At 68.8% G+C, this 17,631-nt stretch carries 18 protein-coding genes; 17 read left to right on the top strand and 1 reads right to left on the bottom strand.

What is annotated here, in order from left to right; genetic code table 11:
- Positions 1-82 precede the first annotated feature (82 nt).
- The 15 genes from rpsD to KRR55_RS04770 all read left to right on the top strand — a co-directional run bounded on the left by rpsD (position 83) and on the right by KRR55_RS04770 (position 14,721).
- Positions 83-709, top strand: coding sequence for a 30S ribosomal protein S4 (gene rpsD, locus KRR55_RS04700; RefSeq protein ID WP_217387901.1), 627 nt, complete (start codon positions 83-85; stop codon positions 707-709).
- 158 nt (positions 710-867) lie between these two features.
- The gene (locus KRR55_RS04705; RefSeq protein WP_217388276.1) at positions 868-1,239 is read left to right on the top strand and encodes a DUF948 domain-containing protein; all 372 of its coding nucleotides are present in this window, start codon (positions 868-870) and stop codon (positions 1,237-1,239) included.
- Positions 1,240-1,337: 98 nt separating this feature from the next.
- Positions 1,338-1,571 carry a hypothetical protein gene (locus KRR55_RS04710; RefSeq protein ID WP_217387902.1) on the top strand — a complete coding sequence of 78 codons (234 nt, stop codon included), beginning with the start codon at positions 1,338-1,340 and terminating at the stop codon, positions 1,569-1,571.
- A 151-nt stretch (positions 1,572-1,722) separates the two neighbouring features.
- Positions 1,723-4,404, top strand: coding sequence for an alanine--tRNA ligase (alaS, locus tag KRR55_RS04715; protein ID WP_217387903.1), 2,682 nt, complete (start codon positions 1,723-1,725; stop codon positions 4,402-4,404).
- 41 nt (positions 4,405-4,445) lie between these two features.
- Positions 4,446-4,934 carry a Holliday junction resolvase RuvX gene (gene ruvX, locus KRR55_RS04720; RefSeq protein WP_336245036.1) on the top strand — a complete coding sequence of 163 codons (489 nt, stop codon included), beginning with the start codon at positions 4,446-4,448 and terminating at the stop codon, positions 4,932-4,934.
- Between the two features lie 172 nt (positions 4,935-5,106).
- On the top strand, positions 5,107-7,170 hold the full coding sequence (gene mltG / locus KRR55_RS04725) for an endolytic transglycosylase MltG (protein WP_217387904.1): 2,064 nt from the start codon (positions 5,107-5,109) through the stop codon (positions 7,168-7,170).
- Positions 7,167-8,069, top strand: coding sequence for a shikimate dehydrogenase family protein (locus tag KRR55_RS04730; RefSeq protein WP_217387905.1), 903 nt, complete (start codon positions 7,167-7,169; stop codon positions 8,067-8,069). Before mltG ends, KRR55_RS04730 begins: the two co-directional genes overlap by 4 nt.
- A gap of 32 nt (positions 8,070-8,101) precedes the next feature.
- Positions 8,102-9,304, top strand: a complete 1,203-nt coding sequence (gene aroC / locus KRR55_RS04735; RefSeq protein WP_217387906.1) for a chorismate synthase — start codon at positions 8,102-8,104, stop codon at positions 9,302-9,304.
- Positions 9,301-9,843, top strand: a complete 543-nt coding sequence (locus tag KRR55_RS04740) for a shikimate kinase (protein WP_217387907.1) — start codon at positions 9,301-9,303, stop codon at positions 9,841-9,843. The genes aroC and KRR55_RS04740 overlap by 4 nt, the downstream gene beginning before the upstream one ends.
- 193 nt (positions 9,844-10,036) lie before the next feature.
- Positions 10,037-11,128 carry a 3-dehydroquinate synthase gene (gene aroB / locus KRR55_RS04745; RefSeq protein ID WP_217387908.1) on the top strand — a complete coding sequence of 364 codons (1,092 nt, stop codon included), beginning with the start codon at positions 10,037-10,039 and terminating at the stop codon, positions 11,126-11,128.
- On the top strand, positions 11,125-11,778 hold the full coding sequence (locus tag KRR55_RS04750; RefSeq protein WP_217387909.1) for a hypothetical protein: 654 nt from the start codon (positions 11,125-11,127) through the stop codon (positions 11,776-11,778). Before aroB ends, KRR55_RS04750 begins: the two co-directional genes overlap by 4 nt.
- Before the next feature lie 180 nt (positions 11,779-11,958).
- On the top strand, positions 11,959-12,519 hold the full coding sequence (efp, locus tag KRR55_RS04755; protein ID WP_217387910.1) for an elongation factor P: 561 nt from the start codon (positions 11,959-11,961) through the stop codon (positions 12,517-12,519).
- Positions 12,519-12,929 carry a transcription antitermination factor NusB gene (gene nusB, locus KRR55_RS04760; protein WP_217387911.1) on the top strand — a complete coding sequence of 137 codons (411 nt, stop codon included), beginning with the start codon at positions 12,519-12,521 and terminating at the stop codon, positions 12,927-12,929. Before efp ends, nusB begins: the two co-directional genes overlap by 1 nt.
- Positions 12,930-13,170: 241 nt before the next feature.
- Entirely contained in the window at positions 13,171-14,568 is a 1,398-nt protein-coding gene (locus KRR55_RS04765) for an OFA family MFS transporter (protein WP_217387912.1), read from the top strand.
- Positions 14,569-14,721, top strand: a complete 153-nt coding sequence (locus tag KRR55_RS04770) for an MFS transporter small subunit (RefSeq protein WP_217387913.1) — start codon at positions 14,569-14,571, stop codon at positions 14,719-14,721.
- Positions 14,722-14,769: 48 nt separating this feature from the next.
- On the opposite strand, the gene KRR55_RS04775 is transcribed toward KRR55_RS04770, so the two are convergent.
- Positions 14,770-15,939, bottom strand: a complete 1,170-nt coding sequence (locus tag KRR55_RS04775) for a PrsW family intramembrane metalloprotease (RefSeq protein ID WP_217387914.1) — start codon at positions 15,937-15,939, stop codon at positions 14,770-14,772.
- Positions 15,940-16,033: 94 nt separating this feature from the next.
- On the opposite strand from KRR55_RS04775, the gene pyrR reads away from it, so the two are divergent.
- Positions 16,034-16,624, top strand: coding sequence for a bifunctional pyr operon transcriptional regulator/uracil phosphoribosyltransferase PyrR (gene pyrR, locus KRR55_RS04780; RefSeq protein ID WP_217387915.1), 591 nt, complete (start codon positions 16,034-16,036; stop codon positions 16,622-16,624).
- The gene (locus KRR55_RS04785; protein ID WP_217387916.1) at positions 16,621-17,601 is read left to right on the top strand and encodes an aspartate carbamoyltransferase catalytic subunit; all 981 of its coding nucleotides are present in this window, start codon (positions 16,621-16,623) and stop codon (positions 17,599-17,601) included. The genes pyrR and KRR55_RS04785 overlap by 4 nt, the downstream gene beginning before the upstream one ends.
- The last annotated feature ends 30 nt before the right edge of the window (positions 17,602-17,631 follow it).

Genomic DNA, 17,631 nt, shown 5'->3' on the forward strand with positions numbered 1-17,631 from the left:
TGAATAGGGAAGCGGCTTCCCACAACTCTCCATCATGGAGGCCAGATCCAATGACAGCCGCTCACAAAAGAAAAGGACACTCGTGGCTAACAACACTCGTGCCCGCCGCAAGGTTCGCCTCTCGCGAGCCCTCGGCCTTGCCCTGACTCCCAAAGCTGAAAAGTACATGGAGCGTCGTCCCTACGGTCCGGGCCAGCACGGCCGTGCCCGCAAGAAGCAGGACAGCGACTACGCAGTGCGTCTTCGCGAAAAGCAGCGTTTGCGCGCCCAGTACGGCATCCGCGAAGCACAGATGACCCGTGCCTTCGAAGAAGCCAAGCGCACCGCGGGCATGACCGGTGAAAACCTGGTCGCGCTCCTGGAAATGCGTCTGGACGCCTTGGTTCTGCGTGCAGGCTTCGCCCGCACCATCGCCCAGGCCCGTCAGCTTGTTGTGCACCGTCACATCATGGTCAACGGCCAGCGCGTGGACCGTCCCTCGTTCCGCGTGTCCGAGGGTCAGCTGATCCACGTTCACGAGCGTAGCGAAAAGATGGGCCCGTTCCAGATCGCCGCTGCAGGCGCCCACCGCGATGTTCTCCCCGCCGTTCCGGCCTACCTGGACGTCAAGCTTGAAGCCCTTCAGGCCAAGCTCGTCCGCAAGCCGAAGCGCTCAGAGGTTCCCGTAACCTGCGAAGAGAACCTCGTCGTCGAGTACTACGCACGCTAAATTCACCGGGCTCACGCCCAACGAATTGAGCTTGCAACACGAAGCCCGTGGCCCCGCGCCGCGGGCTTCGTGTTATCCAAGACGTTTCGGTTCCGTGCTACCGCCAACCTTTCGGTAAGGTGGAAAAGCACATGTCACCAACGGTAGAGGAAAAGCACATGACAGGGTCGGACATCGCCGGACTCATTGCGGCAGGCGTTTTTGCCGTGCTGGTGGCATTGCTTGCCATCCCCATCTGGAAGCTCGGGAAGGTGTTCGATGAGCTGCGCGGCGCCGTAAGGGACGTCTCCGACGGCACCACGCCGCTGCTGACCGAGGTCACCAACACCGTGGCAACCACCAATGACCAGCTTCGCAAGGTCGACGGCATCACCTCGCATGTCTCCGATGCGTCGGCCAACATCAGCGCACTGTCCTCCCTGACTGCAGCCACCGTCGGCAGGCCGCTGATCAAGATCGCGGCATTCACCGCCGGGGTCCGTTCGGTCCTCGATACCAAGCCGACCGGCAAGGGACGACGCTCGCGCTGATTCCGGCCCGAAACTTGGGGCCTTGGCAGCAGCCGCCTGATGGCCCCTGCCATGGGGCAGCGCACGTTCCAACCATCCACGAAACGAGGAAACCGCAGATGAAGAAACTATTCTGGGTCGGCATCGGAATCGGCGTCGGCGTCCTGACCGCCCGCAAGCTCGGCGAAGCCCGGGACCTTGCCAGCTCCGACGGACTGAACCGCACCGTTGGCCGCATCAGCGACTCGCTGCAGGAACTGGCCGAGGCCTTCCGCACCGGGATGAATGAGCGGGAAACCGAATTGCGCCAGGCCCTGGGCCTGGATGAAACACCTGGCCCAAGCCACCACTAGACTTGTTTTCGTGGCACGCGTGCCGATGACCGCCGTCATGGCGGTTCCCGGCAGCACGCACTTCCCCCGCCGAAAGGCCACGGGGGGAGCGGCAGACGAAAGCCACACCCAAGCACAGCGCCCGTAAGCACGAAGGGATCGAAGAGGAACGATGAAATCGCAGGAAATTGCACGCCGGTGGGTCGACTACTTTGAGTCGAAGGGCCACACCGCGGTTCCCAGCGCCTCGCTGGTCTCCTCCGACCCGTCGTTGCTGTTCACCGTCGCCGGCATGGTGCCGTTCATTCCGTACCTGACCGCCCGCGAGGAACCGCCCTACAGCCGCGCCACCTCGGTCCAGAAGTGCATCCGCACCGGTGACATCGAAGAAGTTGGCAAGACCGTGCGCCACGGCACCTTCTTCCAGATGGCCGGCAACTTCTCCTTCGGCGACTACTTCAAGGAAAGCGCGATCTCCTACGCCTGGGAGCTGCTGACCAGCTCCGTCGCGGACGGGGGCTTCGGCCTGCCGGCCGAGAAGCTGTGGATCACGGTTTACCACGAGGACACCGAGGCGCTGGAGATCTGGCGCGACAAGATCGGCATCCCGGCCGAGCGCATCCAGAAGATGGGCATGGAGGACAACTACTGGTCCACGGGCCAGCCCGGCCCCGCCGGCCCCTGCTCGGAAATCTTCTACGACCGTGGACCCGAGTACGGCATCGAGGGCGGCCCGGAGGCCGACGACACCCGCTACATCGAGATCTGGAACCTCGTGTTCATGCAGTACCAGCGCGGCGAGGGCACCGGCAAGGACAGCTTCGAGATCCTGGGCGAACTGCCCAAGAAGAACATCGACACCGGCCTGGGCCTCGAGCGCCTGGCGATGATCCTGCAGGGCGTCGAGAACATGTACGAGACCGACCAGGTCCGTCCCGTGCTTGACAAGGCAGCCGAGCTTTCCGGCAAGACCTACACCTCCACCGAGGACCCGGCGGACCCGAACCACGCCGACGACGTGCGCATGCGCATGGTCGCCGACCACATCCGCTCCTCGCTGATGCTGATCTCCGATGGCGTCTCCCCGGGCAACGAGGGCCGCGGCTACGTGCTGCGCCGCCTGATCCGCCGCGCCGTGCGCGCCATGCGCCTGATGGGCGTGGAAACCGCGGTCCTCCCCGAGCTGCTCCCGGCCTCGCGCGACGCCATGAAGGGCGTCTACCCGATCGTCGAAACCGACTTCGAACGCATCGCCCGCATCGCCTACGCCGAGGAGCGGGCCTTCCTGCGCACCATCGCCTCGGGCACCACGCGCCTGGAAGAAGCGCTGCAGGTCTCCAAGTCCAAGGGCGGATCGCTCTCCGGCGAGGACGCCTTCGCGCTGCACGACACCTACGGCTTCCCGATCGACCTCACCCTGGAAATCGCCGCCGAGGCGGGCCTGGCCGTCGACGAGCCCAAGTTCCGCGAGCTGATGAACGAACAGCGCACCCGCGCCCAGAAGGACGCCAAGGCCAAGAAGGCCGGCCACGCCGACCTGACCGTCTTCACTCAGCTGCACGAGCGCGGCGACGTCATCTTCACCGGCTACGAGGAACTCACCAGCGAATCCACCGTGCGCGGCATCGTGCACAACGGGTCCCTGGTCGAGGTGGCCGAACAGGGCCAGCAGATCGAGCTGGTCCTCAACGAGACCCCGTTCTACGCCGAGGCCGGCGGCCAGGCGGGCGACGTCGGATTGATCACCGGCGACGGCTTCGTGCTCGAGGTCCTCGACGTCCAGGCACCGATCCGCGGGCTGAACGTCCACCAGGCCATCGTGCGCGAGGGCGAACTGCCCTCCGGCGCCACGGTGCTGGCCGAGGTCGACCGGCAGCGCCGCCATTCCGGGGAGCAGGCGCACTCCGCCACCCACCTGGTCCATGCCGCACTCCACGAGATCCTGGGCCCCGACGCCCTGCAGTCGGGTTCCTTCAACAAGGCCGGCTACCTGCGCTTTGACTTCTCCTGGTCCGAGGCACTTTCCAATGCGGCCCGGAACGAGATCGAAGAGGTCGTGAACCTGGCCATCCGCAACAACCACCAGGTGAACACCAACGTCATGCCGCTGGCCGAGGCACGCGCCATGGGCGCCATGAGCCTGTTCGGCGAGAAGTACGGCAACACCGTGCGGATGGTCGAGATCAACGACGCCTGGAGCCGCGAGCTCTGCGGCGGCACCCACGTGGGCGCCACCGCACAGATCGGGTCCCTCACCCTGCTGGGCGAGGCCTCGGTGGGCTCGGGCAACCGACGCGTCGAGGCCCTGGTCGGCATGGAGGCATTCCGCCACGGGGCGGCCGAGCGCGCCCTGGTCTCCGAACTCTCCTCGATGTTCAAGGTCCCGGCCGCACAGCTCAACGAGCGCATTTCCGACACCGTGGCGCGGCTTCGCACCGCCGAAAAGGAAATCGAGAAGCTCCGCGGCGCGCAACTTGCTGCCCAGGCCGGTGCCCTGGTGGCCAAGGCCCGCGACATCAACGGGATCAAGGTCCTGGCCCACGACGCCGGCGAGGTTCCCTCGGCCGACGCGCTGCGCACCCTTGCCCTGGACCTGCGCGACCGCCTGGGTTCCGAGGCGTCCACCGTCGCACTTGCCGGTGCGTCCAACGGCCGCCCGCTGGTCCTGGTTGCCACCAACGACGCCGCCCGCACCAAGGGTGCCAAGGCCGGCGCCCTGGTGCGCACCGCGGCGAAGATCCTGGGCGGCGGAGGCGGCGGCAAGGACGACGTGGCACAGGGCGGCGGCCAGGACGCCACCAAGACCGCCGAGGCCCTTGAAGCCATGGTCCGTTCGATCCAGGAGCTGTCATAGCCTCGGCGTCCGGGTCCTGGGCGCCAACCCCGCGTCCCGGGGTGCTGCTTGGCGTCGACGTGGGCATGGCCCGCGTCGGCGTCGCGGCCAGTGACCGCGACGGGGTGTTGGCCACCCCGGTCAAAACGCTGAAACGCGATGTGAAGAAGTCCAGTGACATTTCCGTTCTGGTGAAGCTGGCCGCCGAGCGCGAGGCAGCGCAGATCTATGTCGGCCTGCCGCGCTCGATGTCGGGCGGGGAAACTGCCTCAACCACCATGGCCCGGGATTATGCCCGTGACTTGGCTAATGCACTTCTGCGCACCGGATCGGACGTGGAGGTGCGACTGGTGGACGAGCGACTGACCACCGTCAGCGCCCATCGTTCGCTGCACGATGCCGGACTGGACGGGCGCAAGCACCGTGCGGTGGTTGACCAGGTCGCTGCCGTGGAGATTCTCCAGCAGGTGCTCGAAATGCGCCGCAATGGCCAGGTTTCGCCCGGCCAGCTCGCGGCCCCTGGCGTCGACGGGCCAGGCGATGACGACTGAGGCGGGACGATCCGCCGACGCCGGCCGGAAACCCGGGAGCCCCGACGCCCCCGATGCACTGCCCTGCGACCCCGCTTTGGGTTACGATCGCATGAGATCTGAATCGGCTGAAGAAGTGGGCCCGCGTCGCCCCTCGGCTACTACGTTGCCTGCGGGCAAGGGAGAAAACCGCATGACTAACGAATCGTCCATCGATTCTCCGCGCCACGAATCCGGGGTTTCGCCCCGGCGTGCCGCCCGTGCCGCGCGCGAAAATGCAGAGCGCACCCGCAGCGAGGCGCAGCCCCCGGCTCCGGAAGCCGCCCACGGGCAGTCCGCCGCCCCCGACCCGGCCTTGCCGGAGCGTCCCTCCGCCGCCGAGGCGGCCAAGGAGGCGGCGGAACTCAAGGCCGCCGCGGCGGCAGAGGATGCCCGCGTCGCAGCGGAGGATGCCCGCATCCAGGCGGAGGGGGAGCGCACCAAGGCACTCGACGCCGCCCAACGAGCCCGCACCCAGAGCGCCCAACGTGCGCGCAAGGAAGCCATTGAGGCCCAGCGCGCCGCGGCCGAACGCGTTCGCCAGACCCTTCGGGCCAACGCCGCCCCGCTTCGCGACAGGTCGGCCGCCGCCCGAAGCGCGGTCACCCCCGATACAGCCACCGCTGCACCGCAGGCGCCGGACCGCAATCCGGTGCGGCCCGCCGCGAACACGCCCGTTGACCGCGATGCCCCCCGGGCAGGGAACGCCGGCCAAGCCGTCTCCGCGGTCCCCGACGCCACCCCGGCCCAGGTGTCCTCACCGGCAGGTGCCCGGTCCGTGCCGCCGGCCCCGTCCAAGCCGCCGGTAGTGAAGGCGGCCTACGCCCCTGCGGAATCGGCACCAGAGACAATGGACGGGACAATCGGCGGTGGTGCGGATTCCGCCGCGACACCTTCCGACGCCCTCCCGGGCCAGGCGCCCACCGGGCATTCCCCGGCCCCGCCGGCAACGGTGCGCGGCCATCAACCGCCGGCCGCAGCCGATGCACGGGCCACCGCGGTCACCAACGCCGACGAAGCCCGCCACCATGGCTCCGAGCAACTTTCCACGGACCTTCACGAGGGGCCACCTGCCCATCCGACGGAGCCGCACGGGTCGCTGGAACGCCAAAACCTGTTCCTGACCTCCACCTCGTCAAACCTGCAGGCCCGCAGGGCACGGCGTCGCCGGCGCAACTGGATCGTGCTGGCGGTGCTCTTGGGCTTCTGCGCAGTCATCTTCGGCATCGTGATCTCGCTCCAGGGCCTGATGGACCGAGTGAGCCCCCGGGACTTCCCGGCACCCGGCGGCGAGGCCGTCACCTTCGAGGTGAAATCCGGTTGGGGTGCCCAGCAAATCGGGCGCGAGCTCGAAAGCCGGGAGATCGTGGCCAGCGACAAGCTGTTCCTCGAGGCCATCCAATTGGTGGAGACAGAGAGCCGCGAGATCCATCCCGGCACCTACGAGCTGCGCCGCGAAATGCCCGCCCTGTCCGCGGCGGAGATCCTGATCGGCGAGCCCGCCGCCAAGGTGTCCTACGTGGCCATCAAGCAAAACACCCGCATGAACCAGGTACTGGAAGAAATCTCCACGGCCACCGGCCTGTCCTCCATTGAACTCGGGGCCCTCGCCGAGGATCCCGAGGCCTTCGGCCTCAACCCCGAGATCCCGAACCTGGAAGGCTACCTGCACCCGGGAGAATACCGCTTCCCGCTGGACGTCGATGCCACGACGGTGCTCAAGACCCTGGTCGATGCGACACTCAAGACGCTGGGGGACAACGGCGTCACCGACGCGGACCAGCAGTACCACGTGCTGCAGGTCGCCTCGATCCTGCAGGCCGAGGCCCGCCAGAACGACTACGGCACCGTGGCCGGTGCGCTGGAGAACCGCCTGCACCCCAGCAACACCGAGACCAACGGACTGCTGCAGGTCGACTCGGCGGTGATCTACGGGCTGGACAGGTACACCCTGCAGATCAGCGAAAAGGAAAAGAAGGATGCGGGCAACGCGTACAACACCTACGTGCACAAGGGCCTGCCGCCGACGCCGATCGGCTCCCCGGGCGACCCCGCGATCAAGGCCGCGGCGAACCCGGCGCCCAACGACTTCTACTACTGGGTCACGGTGGACACCAACAGCGGCCTGACGAAGTTCGCCAAGACCTACGCCGAGCACCGCGTGAACCAGAACGAATTCCGCGCCTGGTGCGCCGCCAACACGGACGTCTGCAAGTGAGTGTCCCCGCGGCAACCCGCCGTGCCGCGGTGCTGGGCCACCCGATCGGGCACTCCCGGTCGCCGCTGCTGCACGGGGCCGCCTACCGCGCGCTGGGCGTGGACATCGACTACAGCGCGATCGACATGCTCCCGGAGGATGCGGCAGCCTTTGCCGCCCGGCTGCGCACCGAACCCGGCTGGGTCGGCGTCTCGGTCACCATGCCGCTGAAGGCGGCGCTGATCCCGCACCTGGACGCCCTCTCCGAGCGCGTGCAGCGCCTGGGCGCCCTGAACACCGTGGTGGTGGAGCACGTCGCCGGATCCGTCCGGCTGACCGGGCACAACACCGACGTCGACGGGATCGTGCGCGCACTCCAGGAGGCGCTGCCCGCGCGCCGCGGGAGCACCGCGCCGCGGGAGCGCCGCGCCGCGATCCTGGGCGCGGGCAACACGGCCCTCGCCGCGCTGGAGGCCTGCTCCCTGCTGGGCCTCACGCACGTGGACCTGGCGGTCCGCAACGCGGCACGCGCAGAGCCGGCCCTGGCCCTGGCGCGGACGCTCGGCCTGGCCTGCGCCGCCGTGGAGGTATCGGCGGCGGCCGGGCGGCTGGCAGACTACGAGGTCGTCATCTCGACGCTTCCCGCGCATGCAGCCGACGAACTCATCGGCCCCCTGGGCCTGGACCGGGCAACCGGGATCCCGGCGCCCGGGGCGGTGCTGCTGGATGTCGCCTACGACCCCTGGCCCTCGGCGATCGCAACGGCCTGGGAGTCCTTTGGCGGCACCGTGGTGTCGGGAATGTCGATGCTGGTGCACCAGGGCGTGGAGCAGGTCAAGTACTTTTCAGGAATTCAGGACGCCGACTGGCGCCACGTCACAAATGTGATGTGCGACGCAGTGGGGCTATCCCGGCCCTAATCGGAGCGCGGGTACATGGCAGGATGGAGTACATGTTGCGTTGGTTGACGGCGGGCGAATCACACGGCCCCGCATTGGTTGGAATTATCGAGGGACTGCCCGCGGGCATTGCCATCTCTTCACAGGATGTGCGCGATGCCCTCGCACGCCGGCGCCTGGGCTACGGCCGCGGTGCGCGGATGAAGTTCGAGCAGGACCAGGTGTCCTTCATGGGCGGGGTGCGCCACGGGATCACCCAGGGCGGCCCGGTGGCCATCGAGGTGGGAAACACCGAGTGGCCCAAATGGGAAAAGGTCATGAACCCCGACGCGGTGGACCCCGAGGAACTGGCCTCGATGGCGCGCAACGCGCCGCTGACCCGCCCGCGCCCCGGACACGCCGACTTCACCGGCATGCAGAAGTACGGCTTCGACGACGCCCGCCCGGTCCTGGAGCGCGCCTCGGCCCGCGAGACCGCCGCCCGCGTGGCGCTGGGCTCGGTGGCGGCGAACTTCCTGGCCCAGCTGGGCGTCGAGCTGGTCTCCCACACCGTCTCGGTCGGCACCGTCGCCTCCCCGGAGAATTCGCCGCTGCCGCGCGCGGCCGACGTGCGCGCGCTGGACGCCGATCCGCTGCGCTGCTTTGACGCGGACACCTCCGAGGCCATGGTCGCCGAGGTCGACGCCGCCCACAAGGAGGGGGAGACCCTCGGCGGCATCGTCGAGGTGCTGGCCTACAACCTGCCCCCGGGCCTGGGCTCCTACGTGCACTGGGACCGCCGCCTCGACGCGCGCCTTGCCGGTGCCCTCATGGGCATCCAGGCGATCAAGGGCGTGGAGGTCGGCGACGGCTTCCTGACCGCCTCGCGCCGCGGATCCGCCGCCCACGACGAGATCGTGCGCGGCGAGGACGGGGTCATCGACCGCTCGGGCAACAAGGCCGGCGGCATCGAGGGCGGCATGAGCATCGGGGACGTGCTGCGCGTGCGTGCGGCCATGAAGCCGATCGCCACCGTCCCGCGCGCCCTGCGCACCATCGACACCGCCACCGGCGAGGCGACCACCGCGCACCACCAGCGCTCGGATGTCTGTGCGGTCCCGGCCGCCGGCGTGGTCGCCGAGGCCATGGTCGCCCTGGTGCTGGCCCAGGCCATGCTGGAGAAGTTCGGCGGCGACTCGCTCGGCGAGGTCAAGCGGAACCTGGAGAACTACCTTTCGGCCATCCCCGGGAACCTGGGGTCGGTCCGCCTTCCATGAGCACCCCGATCTTCCTGATCGGGCCGATGGCCAGCGGCAAGAGCGCCGTCGGCGCGCTCCTGGCGCGCCTGCTGGGCACGACCCTGATCGACACCGATGCGATCGTTGTCGCGGCCAACGGCCCGATCCCGGACATCTTTGCCGCCCACGGCGAGGAAGGTTTCCGCCGCTTCGAGGCCCGCGCGCTGGCCGAGGCCGTGCGCCCGGCTCCCGGGAACGATCCCGGGGCGTCCCCTGCCGCCCCGGCGGTCGTGGCCACCGGGGGAGGTGCGGTGCTTTCGGCAGCAAACCGCGAGGTCATCGCCTCCGGATTCAGCGTCTACCTGCTCACAGACGCCGCCACCGTCGCCCCGCGCATCGGGGGCGACACGACCCGGCCGCTGCTCGGCGGCACGCCGATGGAATCGTGGTGCCGCATCTTTTCCGAGCGCAGCGGGCTCTACGAGGCGACCGCGACGTTGACCATCGACACACGGGGGCTGACGGCGGAGGAAATTGCCGAGTCAATCCTCACTGCCTACCGTGATGCCGGACACTGAAACACCATCTGGGAGGCCGAAACACGTAGGCTTAAGTTCGGCGAGGGGCGCATTGGCGCGCCCCGAGCATGGCTAGAAGTCACCGGCGAAGACCGGTTGGCGCGTTTTCACTCACGCACCGAGGACCCACTGCAACACCGCGCAAGCGGGTTTCGGCCCCGGCGCGCTACGCAGCACTTTGGAGGATCCAACGATGAACCCAGCACCCACGACGATTCAGGTCACCGGCTCGGCTCCCGCCGAGAACTACGAGGTGATCGTGGGCAACGGCCTGCTGGGCCGCCTTCCCGGCCTGCTGGGCGAGCGCGTCAAGAAGGTGCTCATCATCCACCCCCGCGCCCTGCGCGCCACCGGCGACATCGTCAAGGACGACCTTGAGGCCGCCGGCTACACCGCGCTGAGCGCCGAGATCCCCGACGCCGAGGAAGGCAAGCACATCGAGGTCGCCTCCTTCTGCTGGCAGGTGCTGGGCAAGAACGACTTCACCCGCTCCGACGCCATCGTGGCGGTGGGCGGCGGCGCCGTCACCGACCTGGCCGGCTTCGTCGCAGCGACGTGGCTGCGCGGCACCAAGGTCATCCACATCCCCACCTCCCTGCTGGGCATGGTCGATGCCGCCGTCGGCGGCAAGACCGGGATCAACACCGCCGAGGGCAAGAACCTTGTCGGCGCCTTCTTCCCGCCGGCAGGGGTGCTGGTGGACCTGGACACGCTTTCCACGCTCCCCAAGAACGAACTGGTCACCGGCCTGGCAGAGGTCGTGAAGTGCGGTTTCATCGCCGACGAGCGCATCCTCGAGCTCATCGAAGAGGACCCGGCCGACGCGACCGACGCCACCTCCCCGCGCCTGCGCGAACTCATCGAGCGCGCCATCGCGGTCAAGGCCAAGGTCGTCTCCAACGACCTGCGCGAATCCGGGGAGCGCGAGTTCCTGAACTACGGGCACACCCTGGCCCACGCCATCGAGCTGGCCGAACGCTACTCGATGCGCCACGGCGCCGCGGTGTCCATCGGCATGGCCTTCGCCGCGGAGCTGGGCCGCAGCGTCGGGCGCACCTCCGACGAGGTCGCGGACCGCCACCTTTCCATCCTCAAGACCCTGGGCCTGCCCACCACCTACCGCGGGGACCGCTGGCAGACCCTGCTCGACGGCATGCGCCGGGACAAGAAGACCCGCGGGGACCTGTTGCGCTTCGTGGTGCTCGACGGCATCGGGCGGCCCCGCATGCTCGACGTGCCCGACACCTCCCTCTTGTTCGCCGCCTACCAGGAGATCGCAGAATGAGCACCGCCACGCACCTGACGCACACCGAGGCCCTGTTGCAGGTGCCGGCCGGCGGCCTGGCCAGCGCCCCGCGGCAGAACATCGAGTCCGGGATCCCCGGGGTGCGGCTGAACCCCACCCTGATGCGCCACGAGATCTCCGACGCCGAACTGGCCGAGGAGACCCTGCGCACCGGCGACCCCAGCTCCCAGGTGGTGGTGCTGCTGGCCAAGGGCGAGCTGCGCGCGGCCAGCGAGCTGGTCGCCGAGACCCGCTTCATCGACCCGCAGAACTTCGCGATGCGCGTGCTTGACACCTCGCTGACCCGCGCCGCGGGGGACGCACCTCGGGCCATCAACCGGCTGCGCGCCCTGCTGACCGAGTTCAAGGACACCGAGCACGAGGCCATCCTGCAACAGCACCTGGGCTTCGCCTACGTGGAGAGCGGGGACCTGCTGGCCGCGGCCAACCGCTTCCGCAAGGCCCTTGACCTGCGCACCGCCGCGGACGCCGACGCCCACCTGGTCGAGTCCTCGCGCGCCTGCCTGGAATCGGTGCTGGAGCACACCGCGACCGGGACGGCCGACGCCCCGCATCCGGCGGCCGTGAACGCGGCGGCGCAGCACCCGGCCACCGCGCCGATCGAGCTGCAGCACCCCGCGGGCGGCTGACGCGCGAGGCGTCCGGCAGATCACCATCGCGGGGAAACCCGCAGTGCGCACACGTGCGCTAAACTTAGTCTTGGATTTTTGACAACACGCCTGAGGGAGGCCGCCCACGCGGCGGCCTCCGTCCGCCGGCGCCTCGTGCGCATCGCGGGCCCCCGGCGACATACGGAAGAAGAGTAGATCGTGGCATCAACCACCGACATCAAGAACGGACAGGTCCTCAAGATCGAGGGCCAGCTCTGGACCATCATTGACTTCCAGCACGTGAAGCCGGGCAAGGGCGGCGCCTTCGTGCGCACCAAGATGCGCAACGTGCTCACCGGCAAGGTCGTCGACAAGACGTACAACGCCGGCGCCAAGATCGAGACCGCCACCGTTGACCGCCGCGACTACCAGTACCTGTACCAGGACGGCGAAGACTTCGTGTTCATGGACCTGAGCGACTACGACCAGATCACCGTTCCGGGCACCGTCGTGGGCGACCAGGCCGGCTACATGCTCGAAAGCCAGAACGCCACCATCGCCATGCACGAGGGCTCGCCGCTGTACATCGAGCTGCCGGCCTCCGTGGTGCTGGAAATCACCTACACCGAGCCGGGCCTGCAGGGCGACCGCTCCTCCGCCGGCACCAAGCCCGCCACGCTGGAAACCGGCGTGGAGATCCAGGTGCCGCTGTTCGTCGAGCAGAACACCAAGGTCAAGGTCGACACCCGCACCGGCGATTACCTGGGGCGTGTCTCCTAGTGAGCGCACGCGCCAAGGCCCGCCGCCGGGCACTTGACATCCTTTTTGAAGCCGAACAACGCGATGTCTCGCCCCTGGCGGCCATGCGTTTGCGCCGTGAAGCCACGGACATCACCATCAACGAGTACACCGTCACCCTCATCGAGGGCGTCATGGGCGAGCTGGACCGGATCGACGAGATCCTCTCCTCCTACTCCAAGGGCTGGACCCTGGAGCGCATGCCCGCCGTGGACCGCACCGCACTGCGGATCGGCACCTGGGAGTTGTTGTACAACGACGACGTCCCGGACGGCGTTGCCGTGGCCGAGGCCGTCGCCCTGGTCCGCGAGCTGTCCACCGACGAGTCCCCGGAGTTCGTCAACGGGCTGCTCGGACGCGTCCAGCAGATGAAGCCGACGCTGCTGGCCTAGCAGCGCCGCTTCCCTTCACCGCCGGCCGGCGGGGTCCCCGATCACCCGGGCTCCCCGCCGGCCGCGGTGCGTTAACGGACCGGGCGCCGGGTGCCCGCGGCCCCGGCGGGGGACCGTCGGCGTGGGCGGACCCCGTGCGGGGTGAAATGTGCCACACTGTGTGCTTGGGCCACGGAAACCGGCAGCTGCTTGGTTCTGTTCCCGGAATCACTCGCGTTCGCCACGATCTGAGGAGAAACCGTTGAATTGGCTTGACCGCTCCCGCTCCCTGGCCCCTCCGGGCTTCAACCGCTGGCTGATCCCCCCTGCCGCGCTGGCGGTGCACCTGTGCATCGGCCAGGCCTACGCGACCAGCGTCTACAAGTCCGCGCTCATTGGGCACTTCGAGGTCTCGCAAACCGCCATCGGGGTGATCTTCTCCATCGCCATCGTGATGCTGGGCCTCTCCGCGGCCTTCATGGGCACCTGGGTGGAGCGCAGCGGGCCGCGCAAGTCGATGTTTGTCGCCGCCACCTTCTGGGGCGCGGGATTCCTGGTCGGCGCCGCCGGGATCTTCACCGGCCAGCTGTGGCTGCTCTACCTGGGCTACGGCTTCATCGGCGGCATCGGGCTGGGCATCGGCTACATCTCCCCGGTCTCCACGCTGATGAAGTGGTTCCCGGACCGCCCGGGCATGGCCACGGGCATGGCGATCATGGGCTTCGGCGGCGGGGCGCTGATCGCCTCCCCGATGTCCACCGCGCTGCTCAAGGCCTTCGACGGGTTCGACCCGCTCACCGACGGCGCCGACTGGATCGCCTCGGGCGCCTCGGTCGGCAAGCTCTTCCTCACCCTGGGCGTGGTCTACTTCCTGGTGATGATGTACGGGGTGGCCAACATCCGCGTCCCGGCACCTGGCTGGAAGCCCCGCGGCTGGGACGAGACGAAGACCAGGTCCTCCGCCATGGTCACCACCGCCCACGTCTCGGCGGCCAACGCCATCAAGACGCGCAGCTTCTGGCTGCTCTGGGCCGCGCTGTTCCTCAATGTCACCGCCGGAATCGGCATCCTGGAGCAGGCCTCGCCGATGATCCAGGACTTCTTCCGCGGCGCCGACGGGAACTCCGCGGTCAACGCCGCGGTGGCCGCCGGCTTCGTGGGCATGCTCTCCATCGGCAACATGGCCGGGCGCTTTGTCTGGTCAAGCACCTCGGACGTGATCGGGCGCAAGCGGATCTACATGGTCTACCTGGGCATCGGCGCGCTGTTCTACGTGGTGCTGGCCTTCCTGGGCGGCGGCTCGATGCTGCTCTTCGTGGCCATGGCCGTGGTGATCATCAGCTTCTACGGAGGATCCTTCGCCACCGCGCCGGCCTACCTCAAGGACCTGTTCGGCACCTTCCAGGTCGGCGCGATCCACGGCCGACTGCTCACCGCCTGGTCCGCGGCCGGCATCGCCGGGCCGCTGATCGTCAACGGGCTGCTGGACGCCCAGGGCAAGCCCGGCACGATGGTCGCGGGCAACTACCTGCCGGTGCTGCTGACGATGGTGGTGCTGCTGGTCATCGGCTTCGTCGCCACCACCATGATCAGGCCCGTTGACGCACGATTCCACGAGCCGGAGGAAGAACTTGCCTCCGCCACCCCGAAGGGACACTAGATGCGCGCGCAACAGCCCGAATCGGGCGGCACAACGGACGTACCGGTGAACCCGGCCGTGGGCAGGCTGGTCTTTGGCTGGCTGCTGGTCGGCGCGCCGCTGGCCTACGGGGTCATCACCACCCTGTCCCGCGTGGGCCAGCTCTTCCAGTAGCCGGACCGCGTCGCGGACCCCGGGCGGGCCCGGGACGCGGGCCTGCGGCTAGAGCCCGGTGAGCAGCTGTGCCCGCTGCCGGTGCGACTGGTGCAGCAGCGCGGCCTCCCGGGCCACATCGGCCCCGGTTCCGTGGCCCGCGACGATGCGCTGGCGCACCGCGGCAAGGTTCATGGCGGTCGTGGTGAACTGCTTCATCTGCCGCCCGCGGCCGATGCCGGCGGCCCAGCGCCGGGCGCGGCGCCGCCCGGCCCGCGTGGCGAACATCGCCACCTCCGCGTCGGTGAACCAGCCGGCCCCCCGGTAGTCGGCCAGGCGCTGCTCGGCGAGCCTCCGCTCGCCGCGCTGCAGCAGGATCACGGCGATGACCGCGGCGATGAACAGTGGCACCTGCAGCAGGAAGTAGAAGCTCAGGAAGTCGTTGAAGAAGATGCCCACCCCGCCGTTCCACAAAAAGTGCCCGACAATCGCCGGGACCAGGCCCAGCCCGAGGTAGATCGGCCAGCGCCCGCGCCTGCCCGCGGCGGCGCACAGCCCCAGCGCAAAACCCGTCCATGCGGTGAACATCACGTGCGCGAAGGGGGAGAAGAGCCCGCGCAGCACGAAGACGGTCGCCAGTTCGCCCGGCGCCCCCGGATCGGCGTAGCTGGACCCGAAGTAGAGGATGTTCTCGGTGAACGCGAAGCCGGCGCCGACGATGCCGCCGTAGACGATCCCGTCGATGGGCCCGTCGAAGTGGGCGCGGTTGATCCAGAAGACCAGCAGCACACCGGCGCCCTTGGCCAGCTCCTCCACGATCGGCGCCTGCACGACGGCGCCGAAGAGGTCCATCTCCAGCCCGCCGGCCGGATCGAAGAACAGCTCCATGAACACGTCGCCGACCAGCAGCGACCCGGCGACCGAGGCGCCGGCGCCCCAGAGCAGGCCCAGCGCCAGCAGGGCGCGCGGCTCCGGGTCCCAACGGTCCACCCAGCGCAGCCCCAGCAGGCACAGCGCCAGCGGGACCATGGCCAGGGCGCCGAGCCACAGCACCGTGCCGGAGCCGAAGACCCCGGAGAGGAACCACGCGACCCCCAGCAGCACCGCGGTGCAGAGCACCAGTGCCAGGGTCACGATGCCGCCCGTGCGGGAGGCCGGGCCCGGGGCCGCACCACCGGTCCACGGGTCCAGCGGTGCGGTGTTCGGGGAGGGCTGCGGGGGCTGTGAGGTAACGCGCATGTCTCAAATCCTACGTGGCGGACGCCCTGTGCTAATTTTGATGGAGCAAGCAACCTTTAAATTCCGTCCAGTGAGGCGGGGAAGGAGGCCGCACATGAGCAACGAGCAGAACCATGCCCGTGCCACAGCGCCCGTCAGTGCCCGGATTGTCCTCTCCAGCGAAGACATCGACCGCGTCATCACCCGCATCGCCCACGAAATCATCGAGGCGAACAAGGGAACGGCGGACCTGGTGCTCCTGGGCATCCCCTCCCGCGGCTTCCCCCTGGCCCAGCGCCTCGCGCAGCGCATCGCCGCCACCGAACCCGGACTTGACGCCGCCGCAATCACCGGACAGCTCGACGTGACGATGTACCGCGACGACCTGCGCCACTCCACCACCCGCACCCCGGTGCCCACCCGCCTTCCGGCCGGCGGCATCGACGGCAAGGTCGTGGTGCTGGTCGATGACGTGCTGTACTCCGGGCGCACCATCCGCGCCGCCCTGGACGCCATTGCCGACCTGGGCCGCCCGCGCATCGTCCGCCTTGCAGTCCTGGTCGACCGCGGCCACCGCGAACTTCCCATCCGCGCCGACCACGTCGGCAAGAACCTTCCCACCGCCACCACCGAAAAGGTGCGCGTGCACCTTTCCGAGGTCGACGGGGAAAACAACAACGAGGTCGTCATCGAGGCCCACGCATGAAACACCTGCTCTCCACCGTTGACCTCTCGCGCGCCGACGCGATCCGGATCCTTGACATCGCCGAGGAAATGGCGGCCGTGGGCACCCGCGAGGTCAAGAAGCTTCCGGCGCTGCGCGGCCGCACCGTGGTCAACCTCTTCTTCGAGGACTCCACCCGCACCCGCATCTCCTTCGAGGCCGCGGCCAAGCGGCTGAGCGCCGACGTGATCAACTTCTCCGCCAAGGGCTCCTCGGTCTCCAAGGGCGAGTCGCTCAAGGACACCGCGCAGACCCTGCAGGCCATCGGGGCGGACGCGGTGGTCATCCGTCACGGCGCCTCCGGGGCCCCGGCACGCCTGGCCGCCACCGACTGGATCGACGCGCCGGTGGTCAACGCCGGGGACGGCACCCACGAACATCCCACCCAGGCGTTGCTTGACGCGTTCACGCTGCGCGCCCACTGGTCCAGGGTCCGCGGGGAGGCCTCGCTCGGGGCCGACCTTTCCGGCATGAAGGTCGCCATCGTCGGGGACATCCTGCACTCGCGGGTCGCCCGCTCCAACCTCTGGCTGCTGCGCACCCTGGGCGCCGAGGTCACCATGGTGGCCCCGCCGACCCTGCTGCCGCATGGCTCGTCCGCCTGGCCCTGCACCATCAGCTACGACCTGGATGCCACGCTGGCCACCGGCGTCGACGCGGTGATGATGCTCCGCGTGCAGGGCGAGCGGATGCACGATTCCTTCTTCCCCAACACCCGCGAGTACTCGCGGCTCTGGGGATTCGACGACGCCCGGCTGGCGGCGCTGGACGCGCAGCCCGGGACCGAGACCATCATCATGCACCCGGGCCCGATGAACCGCGGCCTGGAAATCTCCTCGGCCGCCGCCGACTCGCCCCGCTCCACCGTGCTGGCCCAGGTGGCCAACGGCGTCGCGGTGCGCATGGCCGTGCTCTACCTACTGCTATCGGGGGACCAGCAGCGTCCCGCCGGCCTCTAAAGAACTTGTCAAGAAACGGGAGCCAATCCT

Source organism: Paeniglutamicibacter quisquiliarum, assembly GCF_019084045.1.
GTDB lineage: Bacteria > Actinomycetota > Actinomycetes > Actinomycetales > Micrococcaceae > Paeniglutamicibacter > Paeniglutamicibacter quisquiliarum.